The organism is Streptomyces sp. CA-146814, assembly GCF_050942385.1.
Lineage (GTDB): Bacteria > Actinomycetota > Actinomycetes > Streptomycetales > Streptomycetaceae > Streptomyces.
Genome location: NZ_CP192068.1, coordinates 3571714 through 3592434 on the forward strand (window position 1 = coordinate 3571714; position 20721 = coordinate 3592434).

Consider the following 20721-nt stretch of genomic DNA (forward strand, 5'->3'; position numbering starts at 1 on the left):
AACCGGGGGGTCCGGCGGGCAGGATGGGGTCATGACCCCGCCCACGCCACCCGCGTCCACATCCGTACCCGCGCCCGTCCTCGTCTACGACGGTGACTGCGCCTTCTGCACGTCGTCGGTGAACTTCCTGACCCGGTGGGTGCGGCCGCGCTGCCCCGTCACGCCGTGGCAGTTCGCCGACCTGGAGGCCCTCGGCATCACCCAGGAGCGGGCCGAGCGCGAGGTGCTGTGGGTCTCGCCGCTCGAGACGGTGTACGGCGGTGCGCAGGCGGTCGCCAAGCTCCTGCTGAGCGCCGGTGGCGGCTGGGCCTGGCTCGGCGGGCTGCTGACGCTGCCGCCGGTGCGGTGGATCGCCCACGGCGTCTACCGGCTCGTCGCCGCCAACCGCACCCGGCTGCCGGGCGGTTCACCGGCCTGCGCACTGCCGGCGGACCGCAGGCCGGGCGCGAAGGCCTAGGGCGTTGTCCTAGCGGGGGCCCTGCTTCCAGTCCTGGACGAGCAGGCCGAGCGTCACCTCGTCCAGGAACTCGCCCATGACCCAGGCCGACGAGCGCAGGACCCCTTCGCGGACGAAGCCGTTGCGTTCGGCGGCGCGCAGCATCGCGGGGTTGTCCGCCAGCGTCTCGATCTGGAGCCGGTGCAGGCTGCGTACGACGAACGCGTACTGGCACAGGGCCGCGACGGCATCGGTTCCGCACCCCTGGCCGCGCGCGGAGGGCAGCAGCGCGAGGCCGATGTGCGCCGACCGGTTGTGGGTGTCGATGCCCCAGAGCGTCGCGAGGCCGATGAGCGTGGAGCCGCTCAGCTCCACCACCGAGAACCGGACGGTCTCCTCCTCGCCGCCCGTCGCGGGGCTCGCGCGCTTCGCGTCCGGTGGCATCGGCCGCCACGGTCCGCTCTCGAACCGCGCGGAGTGGTCCACGTCGTTGAAGAGCTCGGTCCGCAGGACCGGTATGTCGTCATCGTGGCGAGCCCGGAGCCCGACCTTTCCGCCTCTCAGCATGCGCTCTTCCTAGCCGACGGGGCTCGGCGGCGGCAATCGGTTAAGTGCCCGCCCGCCGTGGGGAGCTTGAGGGCGCACAGGGAGCGCGCGGGGAGCGTGCAGGCGGCGCGAAAAGCGGCGCTCGCTTGTCGGTGGCATGCCTTATTCTGCGATCCTGGCCGCGCCCCACCTCTTCTTTCTCTCATCTCGGGCGACGCGCGGCCCCTTTCATACCGTGGGGGTATCAGTAACTGTGCGTACGCGCAGAATTTCGACCGCGACGGCGTTCGCGGTCCTCTTCAGCTCCGTGGTGCTCGTCGGCGGTACGGCGAGCCCGGCGGCCGCCGACAGCCGGGTCCACGTTCCGGTCACCTGGCTGTCGGACTCCGTACTGGACGGGGTCAACCAGCGGCTGTTCCTCAGCGACCGCTCCTCGGGCAAGATCGTCGCCACCGACTTCACCGGGCGGACACTCGCCACCATCACGGGCGTGCCGGGCGTGACGGACCTCGCCCTCAGCCCGGACACGAACACGCTGTACGCGGCCGTGCCGTATGCCGACAAGATCGTGGCCGTCGACGCCTCCGAGCTGCGGGTGACGGCCGAGTACCCGACCGGGGAGGGCACCAGGCCGTCCACCGTCGCCTACGCCGACGGCCGGATCTGGTTCGGGCACGGCGAGAACTGGGACTCGGCTCTCGGCTCCGTGGACCTGACCGGCGCCGAGCCGGTGGTGGCACTCGACCAGGGAGCGGGCTTCAACTGGTCGACGCCGCCCACGCTTTACACCGATCCGCTGGCCGCCGGGACGCTCGTCGCCGTGGACAGCGGGATCAGCAACGGCCCGGTCGTGGTCTACGACATCGCCACCGGCGTTCCCGCCATCCGCGTGCACGAGAACACCGACGGCTTCATCAGGGACGTCGACTTCACCCCTGACGGCCAGAACATCGTCGTGGCGGGCCGCCGCGGGCCGTCCGTCGCGGAGTACCGGCTCAGCGACCTCGCGGAGCAGCGGGTCTTCCGCGGCCCGAAGGAGGGCGCCAGCATCGCGGTGGCTCCCGACGGTACGGTCGCGACCGGCACGGCCGACTGGTTCGAGGACCCGGACCTGTACGTGTACACGCGCGGCGCGGGCCAGAACGGCAGCACGCGCAACCTGCACGACACCACCGGCCTCGCCGCGCGCGGCCTCCACTGGTCGCCCGACGGCCGCAAGCTGTTCGCCCTGCACGACACCCACACCGGCCCGACGACGCCGATGACGATTCTCACGGCGCCCCGCTCGTACGTCACCACGACCACGGCGAGCGCCCCGGCCAAGGCGACCCGCGGCAAGGCCCTGACGGTCAGCGGCAGCACCAGCGCGAGCCTGCCGCTGCCCGCGGGCACGCAGCTGGCCGTGGTCCGGACGGACATGGAGTCGCCCAAGGGCCGGGCGATCGGTTCCGCCAAGGTCGACGCCAGGGGCAAGTACACCTTCAAGGACGCCCCGCCGGCCGGCGGCAGGGTGACGTACAAGGTGACGTTCGCGGGCAACGCCTCGCACACCAGGTCCGCCGCGTCCGCCTCCGTCGCCGTCTCCCGGGCCGCGACCTCGCTGAAGCTGAACCGGAACAAGTCGGTCCACGCCTACAACAAGAACGTCTCCTTCACCGCGACCCTCGGCAAGACGTACAAGAACCGCGTCGTCGAGATCTGGGCCGACCCCTTCGGCGCCGACAAGCCGAAGAAGCTGGTCAGGAAGGCGAAGGTCAACTCCAAGGGCAACCTGTCCGTCACCGTCAACATGAAGCGCGACACGACGGTCACCGCCGTGTTCGCCGGTGACGCCCGGTACGCGCCGAAGACCGTGAAGTCGACCGCGTACGCCAAGGTCAACGCCTCCGTGAAGCTGTCCAAGCACTACAAGACGGCGAAGATCGGGAAGACCTCCTACGCGTACTACAGCAAGAAGAAGAACCCCGTCTTCACCACGAGCATGGCCTACCACAAGGGCCGTGCCCAGCGGTTGACCTTCCAGCTGTACTACCAGGGCACGTGGTACGAGGCGGGCCAGGAGTACTTCCCGCTCGGCTCCAACGGCAAGTCGGTCGTGACGCTCCCCGGACCGCACGAGACCGGCTACAAGCTGCGCGTACGGGCCTCGTACATCAACGGGTCCTCCGGTGACAGCGTCAACTACACGACGCACTCGGCCTGGAAGTACTTCATCTTCACGAAGTAGCCGCCGCCGTCTCGCGGGCTCTGAGCGCCAGCCACAGGTCGTAGCGGGCGCTCGGGGGCCGGAGCAGTGAGCGCTGGAGCACGGACTCCAGCCGGGTGAGGCGCTTGCGGGCGCCGGGGACGGAGATGCCGAGCTCGGCGGCTGTCGGGCCGAGGCGGCCTTCGCAGCCCAGCCAGGCGCGCAGGGTCGCCTCGGCGGCCCCGGACACCGGCTCCAGCTGGCGGGCGGCCCACTCCTGGACGGCGGGGCGGCGCAGGACCTCATCGAGGCCGTGCGCCGCCCCGCCGTCGCGCTGTGCGGACGCTTCGTTGCTGTCGCGCTGTCCGGACGTTTCGTTGCTGTCGCGCTGTGCGGGCGTTTCCTCGCCGTCCGTCTCCGGTGTGCAGACCGGGGTCGGCGTGGCGCGGATGCGGAGGGCCAGGTCGAGCGCCGCCTGGTCGGCCAGCCGGTGGAGGTCCAGGCCGAGCAGCTCGCCGATGAGCTTGAGGCGGGCGGCGAGCGTGTTGCGGTGGACCTTGAGGTGGTCGGTCGCGTGCGAGGCGAACGCCAGCCAGGAGGCGGCGGTGGCGGCCAGCTCCTGGCTCCCGGGGTCCTGGGCGCGGCGCGGCACATGGGTCAGGAGCGGGGTGAGCAGGGCCTCGGCCCACCGGCGTCCGGCCGGGCCGACGACGAGCGCCGGTTCCGGTGCGGCGCCGAACCGGACGTGCCGGCCGGGCACTTCGCGGGCCACGGCCAAGGCGTGGAAGGCCTGGCGGTAGCCGGTGGCGGTGTCGGCCAGCGGCAGCCGCTCGCTGACCCCGACCACGCACTCCGCCACCAGCGCGGCCACCGTCTCGTCGGTTGCCGTGGTGGCCGCCTCCTCATACGCCGCCGGCATCACCAGGATCAGGTGGCGGGCGTAGACCGGGCACCGCACGACCCAGGACCGGCCGCCGTCCGCCTCCGCGCAGACCCGCGCCACCTCGTCCCGGCTGTCACCGGGACACTCCACGACACAGACCCGTACGGGATCGGGCAGGCGCGGACGCAGCGCGCCGGCCACCTGGTGCGCGATGGAGAGCTGGCCCGTCATCAGCAGGTGCAGCACCGCCTCCCGGCCGCGCGACTCGGCCAGCTCCACCCGCCGCCGCTTGCGCGCGACCGCCTCGGCCTCCCGGCACAGCGCGAGCGGCATCAGCGCGTCGGCCAGCAGCGTGGCGAGCCCGGCGGCCACGGGCCGGGGCGTGACGACGGCTAGCAGGGGCGCGGTGTTGCGCGGGTCGTCCGTGTGCGGCGCGGGGAGCGGGAAGAGCAGGGTGGTGTGCGCTCCGGTGTCGTGCGAGTACGCCAGGGCTCCGCGCTCGGTCAGCGCGCGTACGCCTTCGGCTACGAGAGCGGTCACGTCGGGGGCGACGGGCGCTTCCGGGGGGTCCGGGGCTTTCGGGGCTCCTGCGGCTTCCAGGGCCTCCAGGGCTTCCGGGCGGGGTGCGCGGATCGGCACCGTCCCGGACGCGCTCAGCAACGTACCGTCGGAGCCCGCGATTCCGGCCCAGCCGTCGGCGCGTCCCGCCAGCCAGCGCAGCAGCTCGGCCGTTCCGCCGTTCCTGGCCAGCCGCTGCATCCGCAGCAGGTCGTCGGCCCGTTGACGTGCTCGCACATGATCCCCCGATCATCACTGTGCGTCCCTGTGCATCACGTGCATCACGTGCATCACGTGCATCACGTGCATCACGTGCATCACTGTGCGGAGTGTTACCCGCGCTCGCGACCCACTGGGCGCATTGAACCTCCCCGTGCCCCTACCCACCGGTCTATGGTCCGAACGTGGTGTTCCGGTACCGGTGGCAGCGGCTCACGGGGGTGGTCGCTGCCACCGGGGCCGGGGCGTCCCCTCTCCTGGGACCTCTCCTGGGGCCTCGGGCCCGGCCGATTGTCAGTGGTGGCCTCTAACGTCGTTCTTGACCGGACGACTTGTGAGAGAGGCACCACCGTGGAGTTCCGCATCGAACGCAGTGCCCTGGCCGAGGCCGTCGCCTGGGCCGCCCGCGTGCTGCCGGTCCGCTCGCCCGTTCCCGTACTCGGCGGGCTGCTGCTGGACACGGAGGACGGGCGGCTGCGCGTGAGCGGGCTCGACTACGAGGCGTCCGCGCGCATCGACGTGGAGGCCGCCGAGGTGGTGCGTCCCGGCAAGGTGCTCGTCATGGGGCGGCGCCTGCACGACATCTGCAAGGTGCTGCCGGAGGGGCCGGTGGAGTGCGCGGTGGAGGGGTCGCGGTTCACCGTCTCGGTGGACGGCGCGCGCTTCGGGCTCTCCGTGCTGCCGCTGGACGACTACCCGGCGCTGCCGTCGCTGCCGCAGGTGCGGGGCGCGGTGGAGGCGGCCGCGTTCGCGTCGGCCGTCGCGGATGTGGCGGTGGCGGCGGGGCGGGACGACACCCTGCCGGCGCTCACCGGGATCCGGCTGGGGCTCGACGTGGAGGCCGGGACGATGACGCTCGCGGCGACCGACCGGTACCGGTTCGCGGTGCGGACGCTGCCGTGGAAGGCGGCCGATTCGGGGGGCGAGAGCGCCGATGTGCTCCTCTCCGCCCGGCGGTTGACCGAGATCGCGCGCTCGCTCGGGCGGTCCGGGCTGGTGAGTGTGGCGCTGGACGCCGGTTCGGCGGGGTTCGAGCACGCGGGGATGCGGACCACGGTGCGGCTGCTGGAAGGGCGGCTCCCGCGCCACGACAAGCTCTTCGCGATGGAGGGCCCGGCGGTGGCGGTGGTGGACCGGGCGCGGCTGGTGGAGGCCGTCAAGCGGGTCTCGGTGGTGGCCGACGGCGACAGCCCGGTGCAGATGGCGTTCTCGGCCGCCGACAACTCCGTACATCTGCAAGCCGGTTACGAAGACGACGTGGCATCCCAGCGGCTGCCGGCGACGCTCGAAGGCGCCCGGGAGATCACCGTGGCGTTCAACCCCGGCTATCTGGCGGACGCCTTGGCCTCTTTCGAGGAGCCGTCGCTGCGGCTGCTGCTGATGGGGGCGGGGCAGCGGGCCCTGATCACGGGCGGCGGAGAAGGGCCGGAGTCAGAGGCCCACCGGCACCTGCTGATGTCGGTGAAGCCGCAGTTGGCGTGAGCCTCCGTTGGTGTGAGGCGCAGTTGGCGTGAGCCGCCGCCGTCATGTGGCCGGGGCGGGCCGGGCTCCCCGTCCGTGCGGAGTCCGGCCCGCCGCTTCCGTACGCCTTAGTCCTGCGGCCGTACGCCCGCCTCGTCCACCACGGCCCGCTTGACCACGGCGTCGGCGCTGAGCAGCGCGCCCTTCTTGCCGTACGCGGTGTCGGCGGTCAGGAAGCTGCGCGAGCCCAGGTAGACCAGCGTCTCCGGGTCGAAGACCCACTCCGAGCGCCAGGAGTTGAGGGTGTCCACGCGGGCGATGCCGACGCCCTTGCGGCCGACCGCGTCCACCGCGTTCGGGGCCTCGGTGACGCCGGGGATCAGGGCCGCGGCCTTGTAGAGCGCGGCGGCCGTCTCCGGCGGCATCATCTTGAAGCCGACCAGGTGGCCGATCTCGTCGAACACGGCCTGGGCGTGCTCCTGGTCCTCCGGCTTCGGGGTCAGCGCGGTGATGTGGTCGAGCAGCTTCCGCGGGTCGGTCGGCAGGGCCGCCAGCCAGCGGTAGGTGGGCCGGCCGATGCCCGGCGCCGTGCCCTCGGTGTCGCCGAGCTGGGCGTTGATGGGCAGGGTCGTCTCGCCGCCCTCGCGGCTGAGGCCGAGCTGCATCTGCGGGCCGGGCTTCTGCGAGTACCAGTCCTCCCGCTCCGCCAGCGGGGTCGTCACCAGCGTGCCGCTGGTGAGGTCGCCGTACTGGATCTGGCTGCGGACGTAGACGAACTGGTCGTCGCGGACCGGGCCCGCCTCGCTCCTCGCCGCCGCGTCCGAGATCCGGTTGAGCACGAGCGCCACCGGCTGCGCGTCCCCGGCCCGCTCCGAGGCCGACGACGTCCCGCCACCCGCCCGTACGGAGCCCTCACCGCCGCTCTGCGCGGTGTAACCGGCCACCAGCGCGCCGGCCAGCGCGAGCGCGGTGACCGGGGCGAGGAAGGACGGGCGCAGGAGGCGCGGACGGGCCGGAGCGCGGTCCCTTCCGGAGGCAGCGGCGGTGTCGTGGTCGATCTGGTTCATCAGGCGTTCCCTGTGGTGCTCGTGGCGGCCCGGCGGAAGGTCGAATCCGGTGGCGGGCGGCAGCAGCCGCGCCAGCTCGGCGCGGTCATCGCCGCTCCGGCCGTCGCGGTCGCTCCCGCTGCTCCGGCCGTCGCGGCCGTCGTGACCGTTTCGGCCGATACGAACGATCCGGCCGTCGCGGCCATGGCGGCCGTCGTCGTCACGCGTCGTCGCGGTCATCGCGATCCCCCTTCGCCGGGCAGGACGACGAATGCCGCCCTGCCTCCTCCCTCTCCGCGGCCCCGGCGGGGTTCCCGCCCGGACTCCTCCCGTTCCCGCTCCAGATGCTCGCCCGCCAGTCCGCGCAGCCGCGTACGGGCCCGGGAGAGCCGCGACCGTACGGTGCCGACGGGCACGCCGAGCGCGTCCGCCGCCTGCGCGTAGTCCAGCCCGGCCCAGACGCAGAGCGCCAGCACCTCGCGCTCGGGCTGCCGCAGGCGGTCCAGGACCGCCCGTACGGCGGCCAGTTCGCGCTGGTGGTCCAGCCGCTCGGCGGAGGCCTCCGCGAAGTCCTCGGTCTCCTTCGGCTTCGGCTGCCGGGCCAGGAACGCGAGCCGGCGGCCGACGCCGCGCCGGTGGTTGCGCGCCTTGTTGGTGGCGATGCCGAGGAGCCAGGGCCGCAGCGAGCCGCCTTCCGGGTCGATCTGCTCGCGGGTGCGCCAGGCGGCGAGGAAGGTCTCCGACATCACGTCCTCGGCGGCGGAGAGGTCGCCGGTGAGGCGGCAGGCGTGGCTGTGGACGGACTTCGCGTACCGGTCGTAGAGGCCGCCGAAGGCCTCCCGGTCGCCCGCGCGGATCCGCTCCCGTACGCGTACGTCGTCGTCCCGGCCGTGACGGTCGTCGCTGTCGTCGCGGCCATCGCTGTCGTCGCGGCCGTCGCTTTCCGGGCTGCCGTCGGGCGGGGGTGCCGGGCGGGTCGGCTGTTCGTTGTGCTCCACGCCCCGTACCTCTCCGCGGCGGCCACCGGGTTCCCGTGGCCCGTGTCACAGGAGACGTACGCCCGTGCGCACCCCGATCCTGCCAACCGGCCCCGGAACGCGGGAACGGGGGGCCCGCCCGGCCGGAGCCGGACGCACCCCCCGTACCGGGGTGGTTCACACGCGCAGGATCAGCAGCTCAGGTTCGAGCCGGTGGTGGTGCCGAGGATCTGGGTGAACTGCGTGAACTTGTTGATGCGGCTCTGGACCTGTGCCGGGTTGCCGCCGTTGCACTCGATGGCGCCGTTGATGGAGCGGATCGTCTCACCGAAGCCGGGGCCGTTGACGATGGCGTTGTGGCCCGTGATGGTGCCGGGGCCGGTCTGCGTGTTCCAGTACCAGAGGCCGGTCCGCCAGGCGATGGAGGCGTTCTGCTCGACCAGGTAGGGGTTGTTCAGGAGGTCGATGCCGAGCGCGTCACCGGCGGCCTTGTAGTTGAAGTTCCAGCTGAGCTGGATGGGGCCCTTGCCGTAGTACGCGGACTGGCCGGCCGGGCAGCCGTAGGGCTGGTTCCGGTCGCAGTAGTGCGGGTAGTTGGCCTCGTTGATCTCCTTGATGTACACCAGCCCGCCGGTCTCGTGGCTGACGTTGGCGAGGAAGGCCGCGGCCTCGCGCTTCTTGATCTCGGTGCTGCCGGTGTTGGCGAACGCCGGGTAGGAGCTGAGGGCGGCGGTCAGGCCGCTGTAGGTGTAGAAGGAGTTCCGGTTCGGGAACATCTGGTTGAACTGGGCCTCACTGACGACGAAGCCGGTGCCCGGCTGCTCGCCGCCGCCACCGGTGCCGCAGGCGCCGTTGTCGGCCCAGACGTCGGAGGAGCCCGGCCGCTCGTTCTGGGTCCACCACTTGGCGGTGTAGTTGCGGCCGTTGTAGGAGGCGGTCTGGCCGCCGGTGTAGACGGACGAGGAGTTCCAGGCGCTGAAGCAGTTGGCGGCCTGGGCGGTGGCCGCGGGGAGGACGACGAACGCCGCGACGACCGCGGCGAGCGCGACCAGCAGGCTGAGGGCACGTCTGATCACGTGAACACACTCCTTAGACGCGGCGCGGCGTCCGGCCGTGCGCCGCCGTGGGGGTGCCGACACTCAAGCGATACTGGTCTGGACCTGTCAAGGTCTAGACCAGCCTTCGCGAATATGCCGCGCACCGCGCGTGGGCCGCGTACCGCCGGTGACAACGATGCCATCAGGCCGCTCAACTGCCCTGATTCCGGAGCCGGTCGATCCGGATCACGCCGCGAACAGGGCCTTGGCCGCAGGTAAAAGATTCGGGCGCGTCCAGCATGCGGGACGGTATCGGCCGCCTGACGGGCCGCAGGTTTGAAAGACGCCGATCACTCGTTGGTGAGTTCTCCCGGCACCGGCGCCCACCCCCGGGCGAGACTCGGCAGCGCGGCACGAGACGGCGCCGACCGGGCCGACAGCGGCTTCGGACAGACTGCGGCTGGGGGATGGCGTGGAACGAGCGACGGGCACCCGCGAGGGCGTCGGCGGACCGGGCGAGCAGGCGGTACTGCTGGCGGCGGGCCTCACGGACCTGGCCGTGACCACGGTGGGCGCGGCCCTCACCTCCGTACGTGCGCTGCTGCGGCGGTCCGACACCGCCGAGCTGGCGGCCGAGGCCGAGCAGGACCTGATCGCGCGCGGCCGCCTGGCGCTCGACCGGTACGCGGCGGCGCCCCCGGCCCACCTGGAGGTGCTGGCCCGCCATGTGATCGCCCAGCGTGACGGCGAACGTGTCTGAGGGGTGGGAACCGGGCGCCTTCAAGGCCCGGGTGGACCAGGTGCTCCACCGCTTCGCCGCCGAGGAGGCCGACCACCTCACCGCGATCGACGGCTCCCTGGGCCCGGTGGCCGACGCGGTGGAGACGGCCGTGGCAGACGGCAAACGGCTGCGGGCGGCGTTCTGCTACTGGGGCTGGCGCGCGGCCGGACAGCCCGACAGCGAGGCCCTGGTGCGGGCGGCGGCCTCCATGGAGCTGGTGCACGCGGCGGCCGTGGTCCACGACGACCTGATCGACGACAGCCCGCTGCGGCACGGACGGCCCACCGCCCACCTGGCCCTGCGCAAGGCGGTGCGAGGTCACCCCGAACCAGGCCTGGCCGCACGCTCGTTGGCGATGTTGGCCGGAGACCTGCTGATGTCGATGGCGGGGCAGCTCTTCGTCACCAGCGGCCTGCCCGCCGCCTACCTGGGCCGGGCCCGTCCGCTCTGGGCCCTGCTGGCAAGGGAGTTGGTGGCGGGCGAGTGCCTGGAGATCCTGCACACCGGGGCCGCCGTGCCCGATACGGCGACCTCGCTCAAGGTCGTCCGGTACAAGACCGCCAAGTACACCGTGGAGCAGCCCCTGTTGATCGGGGTGCTCCTGGGCGGGGCCGGTGAACGGCTGCGCGCGGGGTGTTCGGCGTACGGGCTGCCGCTGGGCGAGGCGTTCCAGCTGCGGGACGACCTGCTGGGCCTGTTCGGGGACCCCGCCCTCACCGGCAAGGACGGCTCCGACGACGTACGCGGCCATCGGCCGACCGCCCTGCTCGCGGAGACCTGGCGGCTGGCCGGGGAGGAGGACCGGGACCGCCTCCGCGCCCTGCTCGCGCCGGACACCGCGACCTCCACGGCGGACGCAGCCGACGCCGTACGCGAAGTGATGCGCCGCCTGCAGGCCCCCGACCGCGTCGAGGCCATGATCGCCGCCCGGGTCGAGGAGGCGCTGCGCGCACTCGACGAGCTGGACCTGCCCGGCCCCGCCGCCACCGCACTCACCAGGCTGGCGCACTCGGCGGCCGTCCGCCGTTCCTGACCGCCGACGCCTTCGCCGCGAACCCACCAGAAAGGCTGTTCCCCGCCATGACCTACACCCGGACATCGCTGGACGCCCTCCGCCACAGCGGCGACGAACTCGCCGACGCCACGGTCGCCACCCTCTTCGAACGCGGCGAGGTCGGCACGTTCAACACACTGATGCGGTACGTCTCCACCGCCGGAGCCCCGCTCCCCGACGGCCTGCCGGACGTGGCCCGGGAGTACCTGAACGTCACGGCCGCGCCGCCGTCCTGGGTGGACTGGGGCGAGATGGAGAAGGCCCGGCTGTTCTTCATCGACAACAACGTGCACATCTCCACGGCCCTCTCCTTCGCCTCCATGCCCGCCTGTTACGTCGTCCCGCACGTGGCGAAGCTGCTCTCGGCGACGCACGGGCTGAACTACCCGTCCAAACGGATGGCGGAGACAGGCCAGTTCACCGTCCACCTGATGCGGCCCGACGCCTTCGAGGCCGGCAGCCGCTTCATCCCGGCGGCGCAGAAGGTCCGTCTCCTGCACGCCTCCATCCGCCACCACCTGCGGCGCGAGGACGCCTGGGACATGGAGAGCGCGGGGGTGCCGATCTGCCAGGAGGACATGATCGGCGGGCAGATGTTCTTCTCGATGCTGGTGCTGGACAGCCTGCACCGACTCGGCATCCATATGTCCGAGGAGGGCGCGGACGCCTACTACTACGCGTGGCGGGTGGTCGGCGCGATGCTGGGCGTCGACCAGGAGGCCGTACCCAAGTCCCTCACGGAGGCACGGGAGTTCCTCGACCTGTACATGATCCGGCACATGGGTCCCTCGCCTGAGGGCGCGCTGCTGACCCGGCAGCTCATCGACCTCTACGAGGAGGTCGTCCCCGGCACCTTCTTCGACCCGATCGTCTCCGCCCTCATCCGCCACCTCGTCGGCGATACCTGCGCGGACTGGCTGGAGGTGCCCCGTACCGCCTGGGACACCGTCGCGAAGGCCGTCCCGCACCTGCTCGGCGTCCTGGAGACCATCGAGGACCGCTCCCCGCTCGGCGCCTGGGCCCTGGACCGGATCGGCCACCTCACCACCGTCCTGGAGCTGTCCTCGCTGACCCGGGGCCGCGTCATGCACTACGCGATCCCCGAGCACCTGAAGAAGGAGTACGGCGTCCCGTCCGGGCCCGGCCGCACCGGCCGCTGGAGCCCTCCGGCGGTGACGGTGCCGGGACCTCGGTAGACCGGCGGAACGACAGCGGGGCCCCGGATCGACACGGATCCGGGGCCCTGCGGTCGTTCGGGAAGCAGGTGCTCCTCAGGTGCTCCTCAGGTGCTCCTACAGGAACGAGTTGATCTGGATCGTCTCGGTCCGGCCGGGGCCGACGCCGATCGCGGAGATCGGCGCGCCCGACATCTCCTCCAGCGCCTTCACGTACGCCTGCGCGTTCTTCGGCAGGTCGTCGAAGGTCTGCGCCTGCGTGATGTCCTCGGACCAGCCCGGCAGGTTCTCGTAGATCGGCTTCGCGTGGTGGAAGTCGGTCTGGTTGTACGGGAGTTCCTCGACGCGCTTGCCGTCGATCTCGTACGCCACGCAGACCGGGATCTGCTCCCAGCCGGTGAGGACGTCCAGCTTGGTGAGGAAGAAGTCGGTCAGGCCGTTGACCCGGGTCGCGTACCGCGCGATCGGGGCGTCGAACCAGCCGCAGCGGCGGTCACGGCCGGTGGTCACACCGCGCTCGCCGCCGATGCGCCGCAGCGCCTCGCCGTCCTCGTCGTGCAGCTCCGTCGGGAACGGACCGGCGCCGACACGCGTCGTATAGGCCTTGAGGATGCCGATGACGCGGCTGATCTTCGTCGGGCCGACACCGGCACCGGTGCAGGCGCCGCCGGCCGTCGGGTTCGACGAGGTGACGAAGGGATACGTGCCGTGGTCGACGTCGAGCAGGGTGCCCTGGCCGCCCTCGAAGAGCACGACCTTGCCCTCGTCGATGGCATCGTTCAGGATCAGGGTCGTGTCGGCGACGAACGGCTTGATCTGCTCCGCGTACTGGAGCATGTCCTCGACGACCTTGCCGGCCTCGATCGCGCGGCGGTTGAAGACCTTGGCCAGGAGCTGGTTCTTCTGCTCCAGGGCCGCCTCCACCTTCTGCTCCAGGATCGACTCGTCGTAGAGGTCCTGGACGCGGATCCCCACCCGGTTGATCTTGTCGGCGTACGTCGGGCCGATGCCCCGGCCCGTCGTGCCGATCTTGCGCTTCCCGAGGAAGCGCTCGGTCACCTTGTCGAGCGTGACGTTGTACGGAGTGATCAAATGAGCGTTGCCGCTGATCAGAAGCTTGGACGTGTCGACGCCTCGCTCGTTCAGACCGCTCAGCTCGGAGAGCAGGACCGCCGGGTCGACCACGACACCGTTCCCGATGACCGGGGTACAGCCCGGCGACAGGATTCCGGAGGGGAGGAGATGCAGTGCGTACTTCTGGTCGCCCACGACGACCGTGTGACCGGCGTTGTTACCGCCTTGGTATCGCACGACATAGTCCACGGATCCACCGAGGAGATCGGTGGCCTTCCCCTTGCCCTCGTCACCCCACTGAGCACCGAGCAGCACAAGTGCGGGCACAGGCGTACACCCCTTCCGGGCGGGGCATGTCCAAGGTCAGGGGGCGTACGTAAAGGTCGTACCTGCCGCACGACGATGTACGGCAAAGCCTGAGCCGTCGAACCGGGTGCCCCGGAATAGACGAAGCCCCTGGCGCAATAGCGCAAGGGGCTCTTGCACCAAGATGCTACCCGAGGAAGGACCGAGGTGTCGGCTGCAGAGCCCCCCGGCGACGGCGGCGACCAGCTTCTGGTGGTCATCGACCCGGCCGCCCGCCGGACCGACGGCGAGTCCGTCCGGATCGCGAAGGACGTGCTGAGCGCCGGTTCGCACGCCAAGATCTGCCTTCCGGACACCCCGGAGGAGTTCGCCCGCGCCCTGTCCCGGCGGGGTGCGCGGCGCCCGGTGGTGGTCGGCGACGACCACGCGCTGCTGCGTGCCGTGGCCCAGCTCCACCGGGAACGCGAGCTGGCCCGGGGCGTCCTCTCGCTGATCCCGGTGGGCGCCACGCACGCCCTGGAGGTGGCCCACGCCCTCGGTGTGCCCCGGAGCGCTGTGGCGGCCGCGCGGACGGCGCTGGACGGCGTGGTGCGGCGCCTGGACCTGCTGGTGGACGACAGCGACGGTGTGGTGCTCGGCCGGCTCTGCATCCCCGCCCCCACGCCGGTGCCCGGTACGGGGGCCCCGCACACGGGCGTCACGGCCGTCTGGGACACCTGCCGCTCCCTGGTGACGTCCCTGGTCCGCCCGGCGGCCCCGGGCGCCGCCACCGCGCCCCCGGGGACGTACCGGCTGCGGGTCGAGGCGGACGGGGTGCTGCTGAGCGACCTGGACGCGCCGGTGCGCGGCGTCTCGGTGCTCTCCCAGGGCGACGGGGGCCTCGCCGACGTGGTCGTCCGCACCTCGGCCGGCGAGGACGTCACGGCGGAGGCCAAGGCCGTCACCGTCTCCGGCGCGGACTTCCGCTACCGCGCCGACATACAGACCGGCGGCCCGGTCCGCACCCGGACCTGGACCGTACGGGCGGGCGCCTGGGGCCTGATGCTGCCGCTCCCGGCGAGCGCGGACGGCGCTGCGGGAGGACGCTAGAAGGGTACGTACGGGATACGTACGGGATATCTACGAGAAGACGCACGGCAATCGGCCGCGGAGGTGACCGTCATGACCAGCACCACCATGCCCCGAGTCGCTGTCGGCTGGCACATCGACCTCGAATTCGAGGAGGACTCGCACCGCACCCGCGCGGCGGCCCTCGTCCGCCTCTCCGACGGAACCGAGGTACGCGCCCACGGCTACGCCAGCCGCCACCCCTCGGACGAGGACCAGCAGCGGGTCGGCGAGGAGATCGCGGGGGCGCGAGCCCTCAACGAACTGGCGATGAAGCTGCTGACCAAGGCCCACGACGAGATCGACGAGGCCTCGGGCCGGACGTCGTACCCGCTGACGTAGGACCATCTCCAGCCCTTTCCGGGCGCCCCTTCCAGCCCCTTCCGGGCGCCCCTTCCAGCCCTTCCGGCGTTTGAGGAGCGGGGGTCCGGAGCAGGGCCCGCATTTTCAGCCCCTCCGGCGTTTGAGGAGCGGGGGTGCGGGGGCAGCGCCCCCGAGACGCGGAACCGCGCCATCGCGGCCTGGCTCCCCCTGCTGAGAAGGCCGCGCTACACCTCCACCACCAGCTCCTTCAGCCCCCGGATCACATACCCCGGCTGCCACTCCGGCTCCGCCACCATCCGCATCGCGGGCGCCTTCCGCAACAACTCCTCGAAGGAAGAAGCCAGTTCGAGCCGCGCCAGCGGAGCGCCCAGGCAGTAGTGGATGCCCGCGCCGAGCGACACATGCTGGTTGTCCGGCCGGGTCAGGTCCAGCCTCTCCGGGTCCGCGAACCGCTCCGGGTCCCGGTTGGCCGAGCCGAACAGCAGCGCCACCTCCGAACCGCGCCCTATGACCTGCCCGTCGACCTCGATGTCGTCCAGCACCCACCGCTCGAACAGCTGCAACGGCGTGTCGTAGCGCAGGAGTTCCTCCACAGCCGTCGGCAGCGACGCGGGCGCGGCCCGGAGCGCGGCGAGCTGCTCCGGGTGGTGGAAGAGCGTCCGCCACCCGTTGACCGTGGTGTTCACCGTCGCCTCGTGGCCCGCGTTCAGCAGCAGCACACACGTGGAGACCATCTCCTGCTCGGTCAGCCGCTCGCCCTCGTCGTGGGCGGCGATGAGCGCCGAGATCAGGTCGTCGCCGGGGGCGGTCCGCCGCTCGGCGATCAGCCCGCGCAGGTACGCCGAGAACTCCTCCGACGCCCGCACGGCCGCCGTCGCCGTCTTCTCCGACGGGTTCAGCTCGTACATCCCGCAGATCGCCGCCGACCAGGGCCGCAGCGGCCCCCGGTCCTCCTCCGGCACGCCCAGCATCTCCGCGATCACCGCGACCGGCAGCGGCTCGGCGACCTCCGCCAGCAGGTCCCCGCCGCCCTTGGCCACGAACGCGTCGACCAGCCCGGCCGCCAGCCGCCGTACGGTCGGCGCCAGGTTCTCGACCGTACGCGGCGTGAACGCCTTGGAGACGAGCCGCCGGATCCGGGGGTGGTCGGGCGCCTCCAGGTCGAGCAGCCCCTGCCCGTTGAGCGTGGTGAACGGCTCGTGCGCGGCGGGCGGCGGCGTGCGGCCGAACTCCTCGTGGGTGAAGCGGTGCAGATACGTCCGGCCAAGACGCCGGTCGCGCAGCAGGGCCGATACGTCGGAGTGGTGCGGGATCAGCCACTGCCCGGTCGGCTCGAACCAGTGCGCCCGGCCGGCGGCCCGCAGGGCGGCGTAAGCGGGGTAGGGATCGGCGACGAACGCGGGCGACCAGGGGTCGAAGGACACATGCATGACCCGACGCTACCCGCGCCCGCCACCACCGCAAGGGGGCCGACGAAGGCCCGAGGTCACCCCGGCGTGACCAGCCGTGCCTCGTACGCGAACACCGCCGCCTGCGTCCGGTCGCGCAGCCCCAGCTTCACCAGGATCCGGCTCACATGGGTCTTGATCGTGGACTCGGCGACGATCAGGTGCGAGGCGATCTCCGCGTTGGAGAGCCCCTGCGCGATCAGGACGAGCACCTCCGTCTCACGCTCCGTGAGGTCCCCGATCCGGGCGAGCGCGGGCGGTCTCGGGGCCTCCGCGAGCTTGGAGAACTCGGTGATCAGCCGCCGGGTCACGGTCGGCGCGAGCAGCGCCTCGCCCGAGGCCACCACCCGTACGCCGTCCGCGAGCTGCCGGGCCGAGGCGTCCTTCAGGAGGAAGCCCGAGGCTCCGGCCCGCAGCGCCTGGTACACGTACTCGTCCAGGTCGAAGGTGGTCAGGACCAGCACCTTGGCGTCCGCGTCCTGCGCGACGATCTCGCGGGTGGCCTCGATGCCGTTCATCTCGGGCATCCGGATGTCCATCAGGACGACGTCCGGGCGCAGGGCGGTGACCTGGGAGACGGCCTGCCGGCCGTCCACCGCCTCCCCGATCACCGTGATCCCGGGCATCGCGTTGAGCAGGACGGAGAAGCCCTCGCGGACCATCATCTGGTCGTCGACGATCAGGACGCGGATGTCGGTGCCCGCCCCCGCGGTGGTGCCGGTGCCGCTCATGCGCTGCCGTCCCGTTCGATGGTGACGGTCTCGGCGTTCGGCACCGCGTTCCGCTCCTCCGGCTCGCTCTCCGCCGGCGGTACGGGCAGGAACACCGCGACCTCGTACCCGCCGTCCTCCGTCGCCGCCGCCGTCATCACACCGTCCAGCATCGCGACCCGCTCCCGCATCCCGGTGATCCCGTGCCCGGCCCCCGGCGACGGCTTGACCAGGCCCCTCGGGGGCCCGTTGACGATCCGCAGGCCTATCCCGCCGAGCACGTACGAGATCTCGACCCTGGCCGTGGCGCCCGGCGCGTGGCGCAGCGTGTTGCTGAGGGCCTCCTGGATGATCCGGTACGCCGACAGCTCCACGCCCTGGGGCAGCTCGCGGACGGCCCCGGTGATCACCTTCTCCGTCTCCAGACCCGTCTCGCGGACGTTGTCCAGGAGCCCGTCCAGGACGGCGAGGGTGGGCTGCGGGGCGTCCGGAGCCTCGTAGTCCTCGGCGCGGACGACTCCGAGGACGCGGCGCAGCTCGGTGAGGGCGGCCACCGCGTTCTCCCGGATGGTGACGAAGGCCTGCTCCAGCTCGGGCGGCGGGTTCTCCACCCGGTAGGGCGCGGCCTCGGCCTGGATCGCGACGACCGACATGTGGTGGGCGACCACGTCGTGCAGCTCCCGGGCGATGGTGGTGCGCTCCTCCAGCAGTGTGCGCCGGTCGCGCTCGACGGCGGTGACGGTGCGCTGCACGGTCACCTCGCGCTCGGCGTCACGGACCTCCTGCTCGGCGTCGCGCCGGACCTGGTAGATGGCGACGACGAGCAGCGCGAAGGCCGAGAGGACGGCCATGGGCGCGGTGATGGACGGGTCCCCGCCCTCCAGCACCACTCCGAGCAGCAGGGTCAGCAGCCACATCCAGACCGCCGTACGGGGCCGGGTCCGGGCCGCCACGACCACCAGGACCACCACCTGCGCGATGAAGGCGCTGGGGCCCCACAGCCCCTCGCTGCCCAGGAGCGCGCAGAAGAGGGTCGCGACCCAGGACGCCCAGAACGCGGCGACCGGCCGGACCAGCGTCATCGCGACCGCGATCGCGGGCACCAGCCCCATGAAGATGCGGAAGTGCCAGTTGGCGAACCCGGCCATCATCACGATGAAGGCCGCGAACAGCACCAGCGCGTGCGGCGTCCAGACGACGGCCCGCTTCAGCCCCTCGGGCAGCCGGCGTATGAACCGCCCCTCCGGCGAGAGGGGCGGCAGCGGGCGGTAGGCGAACACATGGCGGAAGAGGTCTTCCCGCAGGCCGTCCATCGCGCCGGCGGCCGCCCGGATCTCCGGGCTACTGGTCTTCGTCTGGGTCTCGGTCACGTTTCCACGGTAGGCGGCGGCCGCGTGCAGGTCGTCCCTACAGATGGTGATTCCGGACCGTCCCCCTCAAGGACTACATACCCCCTACCGGTGGCCCCACCGGGCCTCTCGCGCCCCGGCGCACCGCGCGCACCGGAGTCACGGGCGGAAGAACTCCGCGTGCTCACCGGCCCACTCCGCGAACGTCCGCGCCGGCCGCCCGGTCACCTTCTCCACGGTGTCGATCACCGTCTTCCCCTCCGGCGGGGTGTCCCGGTAGACCTCGATGAGGAACGCGATGACATCCTCCGGCATCCCGTTCGCCCGCCAGCCGGCGAGCGCCTCCTCCTCGGTCAGCTCGACCAGCTCGACCGCCTCGCCCCGCGCCGCCGCGATCGCCGCCACCTTGTCGCCGACGGTCAGCGCCTGCGGGCCGGTGATCAGGTACACCTGGCCGCCGTGGCCGTCCTCGGTGAGCGCCGTCGCCGCGACCGAGCCGATGTCGGACTCGTGGACCATCGCGCTCAGCCGGCCGACGAAGGGCTCGCGGACCACACCGTCCGCCTTGATGCCGGGCGCCCACTCCAGCGCGTTCGCCATGAACTCGACCGGCATGACGACCGTCCACGCCAGCCCGCTCGCGCGCACCGCGCTCTCCATCGGCGTGTCCCCGCCGCCGTTGAGCACGGTCACCCGCCGCACCCCGGCCGCGCGGGCCCGCTCCATGATCTGCTCACCGGTCGCCAGCGGGGCGAAGAGGCCGCCGTCGAAGGTGATCAGGTGCAGCCCGGTCACGCCTTCCAGCGCGCTCTCCAGCGACGCCGGATCGGCGAGGTCACCGCGGACGACGTCGACGCCCGCCGGGAACTCCGCACGCGCCGGATCGCGGGTGACGGCCCGGACGTGCTCGCCGCGCTCCAGCAGCTGCTCGACCACTCGACGGCCGACCGTTCCCGTGGCTCCGGTCACCAGGATCGTCATGGCGGATCTCCTTCGTTCGGTTCGACGTCGACCGGCTGCGGTTCGACATCGACCAACCTAGGGACCCTTGCGGTCAGCTTCTGTCCGCAACGGAGGGGCGCATCCGGGGGGGCTCACCACGCCAGCTGCGTGATCTCCTCCGCCACGATCGCGCAGGCGTCGGCGCCCGGATCGATCAGCGGGAAGTGCCCGACGTCGCCGAGCAGCGTGAGCCCGACCATCTCGCCGGACTTCGCCGCCGCGTCGACGTACGACTCCGACACCGCCGACGGGACGACGATGTCCTCCTCGCCGTGGACGATCGCGGTGGCGATCCCGGTGGGCAGCAGGACGGCCGGGTCGGCCTGGGCCGTACGGTCGTCGAACTCCTCTCCACCGCTGAGGAGTTGCGTGACCGCTCCGCCGCACACCCCCAGCTTCACCGCCGTCCGGAAGTCCGCGATCGGGGCCAGCGCGACGACCCCGCGCAGCGGCGGCGGGGCGGGCAGGTGCCACGGCGACGCCTCGGGCAGCACGTGCCGTGCCGCCGCCCAGAGCGCGAGGTGCCCGCCGGCGGAGTGGCCGGTGACCACGATCCGGCGTACGTCGGCCTCCGGCAGCTCGCGCGCGGCCAGGGCCGGTACGGCGTCGAGCGCGGCGGCCACGTCGTCGAAGGTCTCCGGCCAGCGCCCCGCGACCGGGTCGGCGCCGGGCAGCGCCTCGCCCTCGCCGCCGCGCCGGTACTCCACGCTCGCCACGGCGAACCCCCGCCGGGCCAGGAAGCCCGCGAGCGGGGAGACGTGCGCCCGGTCGTAGGGGGCCCGCCAGGCGCCGCCGTGCAGCAGGACGACGAGCGGGGCGGCGGTGCGGCCGCCGTGCGGGGCGTAGAAGTCGATGACCTGGTCGGGGTGGTCGCCGTAGGCGGCGGTCCGGTCGGGGGCGACGGCGGGATGAGCGAACGCCGACGCGCTCTCGGCCTCGTCCCGTTCCCGCGCGACAGAGTCCGGGAGACCCGGGGAATCCGACATGCTGCTCAACCGTCCTATGCCTGTGTCCTGCGCCAGGGTCCTGTGCCGGTGCCAGGT

Annotated in this window: 19 protein-coding genes; 8 read left to right on the plus strand and 11 right to left on the minus strand. The window is 72.2% G+C overall.

Features of this window, described 5'->3' with window-relative positions:
- Nucleotides 1–31 precede the first annotated feature (31 nt).
- Nucleotides 32–457: a thiol-disulfide oxidoreductase DCC family protein gene (locus ACQP09_RS15755; RefSeq protein ID WP_433399873.1), complete on the plus strand. Its 426-nt coding sequence runs from the start codon at nt 32–34 to the stop codon at nt 455–457.
- Nucleotides 458–466: 9 nt separating this feature from the next.
- Here the strand turns inward: ACQP09_RS15755 and ACQP09_RS15760 are convergent, their stop codons facing one another.
- Nucleotides 467–1003, minus strand: coding sequence for a GNAT family N-acetyltransferase (locus tag ACQP09_RS15760; RefSeq protein WP_433399876.1), 537 nt, complete (start codon nt 1001–1003; stop codon nt 467–469).
- Between the two features lie 232 nt (nt 1004–1235).
- Here ACQP09_RS15760 and ACQP09_RS15765 point away from each other — a divergent pair, with 232 nt between their 5' ends.
- Entirely contained in the window at nt 1236–3209 is a 1974-nt protein-coding gene (locus tag ACQP09_RS15765; RefSeq protein WP_433399879.1) for a WD40 repeat domain-containing protein, read from the plus strand.
- Here ACQP09_RS15765 and ACQP09_RS15770 read toward each other — a convergent pair.
- Nucleotides 3199–4809, minus strand: coding sequence for a helix-turn-helix domain-containing protein (locus ACQP09_RS15770; protein ID WP_433406612.1), 1611 nt, complete (start codon nt 4807–4809; stop codon nt 3199–3201). The two genes, ACQP09_RS15765 and ACQP09_RS15770, sit on opposite strands and share 11 nt — an antisense overlap.
- A gap of 369 nt (nt 4810–5178) precedes the next feature.
- On the opposite strand from ACQP09_RS15770, the gene dnaN reads away from it, so the two are divergent.
- Nucleotides 5179–6309 carry a DNA polymerase III subunit beta gene (dnaN, locus tag ACQP09_RS15775; protein WP_433399882.1) on the plus strand — a complete coding sequence of 377 codons (1131 nt, stop codon included), beginning with the start codon at nt 5179–5181 and terminating at the stop codon, nt 6307–6309.
- A 107-nt stretch (nt 6310–6416) separates the two neighbouring features.
- Here the strand turns inward: dnaN and ACQP09_RS15780 are convergent, their stop codons facing one another.
- The 3 genes from ACQP09_RS15780 to ACQP09_RS15790 form a co-directional block, all read right to left on the minus strand.
- Nucleotides 6417–7574 carry a CU044_5270 family protein gene (locus ACQP09_RS15780; protein WP_433399885.1) on the minus strand — a complete coding sequence of 386 codons (1158 nt, stop codon included), beginning with the start codon at nt 7572–7574 and terminating at the stop codon, nt 6417–6419.
- Nucleotides 7571–8191, minus strand: a complete 621-nt coding sequence (locus tag ACQP09_RS15785) for an RNA polymerase sigma factor (protein ID WP_432152735.1) — start codon at nt 8189–8191, stop codon at nt 7571–7573. Before ACQP09_RS15785 ends, ACQP09_RS15780 begins: the two co-directional genes overlap by 4 nt.
- Before the next feature lie 311 nt (nt 8192–8502).
- Nucleotides 8503–9387 carry a glycoside hydrolase family 19 protein gene (locus tag ACQP09_RS15790; protein WP_433399888.1) on the minus strand — a complete coding sequence of 295 codons (885 nt, stop codon included), beginning with the start codon at nt 9385–9387 and terminating at the stop codon, nt 8503–8505.
- A 433-nt stretch (nt 9388–9820) separates the two neighbouring features.
- On the opposite strand from ACQP09_RS15790, the gene ACQP09_RS15795 reads away from it, so the two are divergent.
- The 3 genes from ACQP09_RS15795 to ACQP09_RS15805 are packed head-to-tail and all read left to right on the plus strand — an operon-like array spanning nt 9821 to nt 12379.
- Nucleotides 9821–10108, plus strand: a complete 288-nt coding sequence (locus tag ACQP09_RS15795) for a hypothetical protein (protein WP_433399891.1) — start codon at nt 9821–9823, stop codon at nt 10106–10108.
- The gene (locus ACQP09_RS15800) at nt 10101–11162 is read left to right on the plus strand and encodes a polyprenyl synthetase family protein (RefSeq protein WP_433399894.1); all 1062 of its coding nucleotides are present in this window, start codon (nt 10101–10103) and stop codon (nt 11160–11162) included. Before ACQP09_RS15795 ends, ACQP09_RS15800 begins: the two co-directional genes overlap by 8 nt.
- 47 nt (nt 11163–11209) lie before the next feature.
- Complete coding sequence (locus ACQP09_RS15805; protein WP_433399897.1) at nt 11210–12379, plus strand: oxygenase MpaB family protein; 1170 nt, start codon at nt 11210–11212, stop codon at nt 12377–12379.
- 96 nt (nt 12380–12475) lie between these two features.
- Here ACQP09_RS15805 and ACQP09_RS15810 read toward each other — a convergent pair whose 3' ends face one another.
- The gene (locus ACQP09_RS15810; protein ID WP_404061936.1) at nt 12476–13759 is read right to left on the minus strand and encodes an adenylosuccinate synthase; all 1284 of its coding nucleotides are present in this window, start codon (nt 13757–13759) and stop codon (nt 12476–12478) included.
- Nucleotides 13760–13945: 186 nt separating this feature from the next.
- On the opposite strand from ACQP09_RS15810, the gene ACQP09_RS15815 reads away from it, so the two are divergent.
- A complete protein-coding gene (locus ACQP09_RS15815; protein ID WP_433399900.1) occupies nt 13946–14827 on the plus strand; it encodes a diacylglycerol kinase in 882 nt (293 codons plus the stop codon).
- Between the two features lie 87 nt (nt 14828–14914).
- The gene (locus ACQP09_RS15820; RefSeq protein ID WP_026241848.1) at nt 14915–15187 is read left to right on the plus strand and encodes a DUF1876 domain-containing protein; all 273 of its coding nucleotides are present in this window, start codon (nt 14915–14917) and stop codon (nt 15185–15187) included.
- Nucleotides 15188–15393: 206 nt separating this feature from the next.
- Here the strand turns inward: ACQP09_RS15820 and ACQP09_RS15825 are convergent, their stop codons facing one another.
- The 5 genes from ACQP09_RS15825 to ACQP09_RS15845 all read right to left on the minus strand — a co-directional run bounded on the left by ACQP09_RS15825 (nt 15394) and on the right by ACQP09_RS15845 (nt 20664).
- The gene (locus tag ACQP09_RS15825) at nt 15394–16599 is read right to left on the minus strand and encodes a cytochrome P450 (RefSeq protein ID WP_433399903.1); all 1206 of its coding nucleotides are present in this window, start codon (nt 16597–16599) and stop codon (nt 15394–15396) included.
- Between the two features lie 56 nt (nt 16600–16655).
- Complete coding sequence (locus ACQP09_RS15830; RefSeq protein ID WP_432152727.1) at nt 16656–17348, minus strand: response regulator; 693 nt, start codon at nt 17346–17348, stop codon at nt 16656–16658.
- Entirely contained in the window at nt 17345–18697 is a 1353-nt protein-coding gene (locus tag ACQP09_RS15835) for a sensor histidine kinase (RefSeq protein ID WP_433399906.1), read from the minus strand. Before ACQP09_RS15835 ends, ACQP09_RS15830 begins: the two co-directional genes overlap by 4 nt.
- A gap of 138 nt (nt 18698–18835) precedes the next feature.
- The gene (locus ACQP09_RS15840; RefSeq protein WP_433399909.1) at nt 18836–19657 is read right to left on the minus strand and encodes an NAD(P)H-binding protein; all 822 of its coding nucleotides are present in this window, start codon (nt 19655–19657) and stop codon (nt 18836–18838) included.
- Between the two features lie 113 nt (nt 19658–19770).
- Nucleotides 19771–20664 (minus strand): alpha/beta hydrolase family protein, encoded by an 894-nt coding sequence (locus tag ACQP09_RS15845; RefSeq protein WP_433399912.1) that lies wholly within the window; start codon nt 20662–20664, stop codon nt 19771–19773.
- Between the last annotated feature and the right edge of the window lie 57 nt (nt 20665–20721).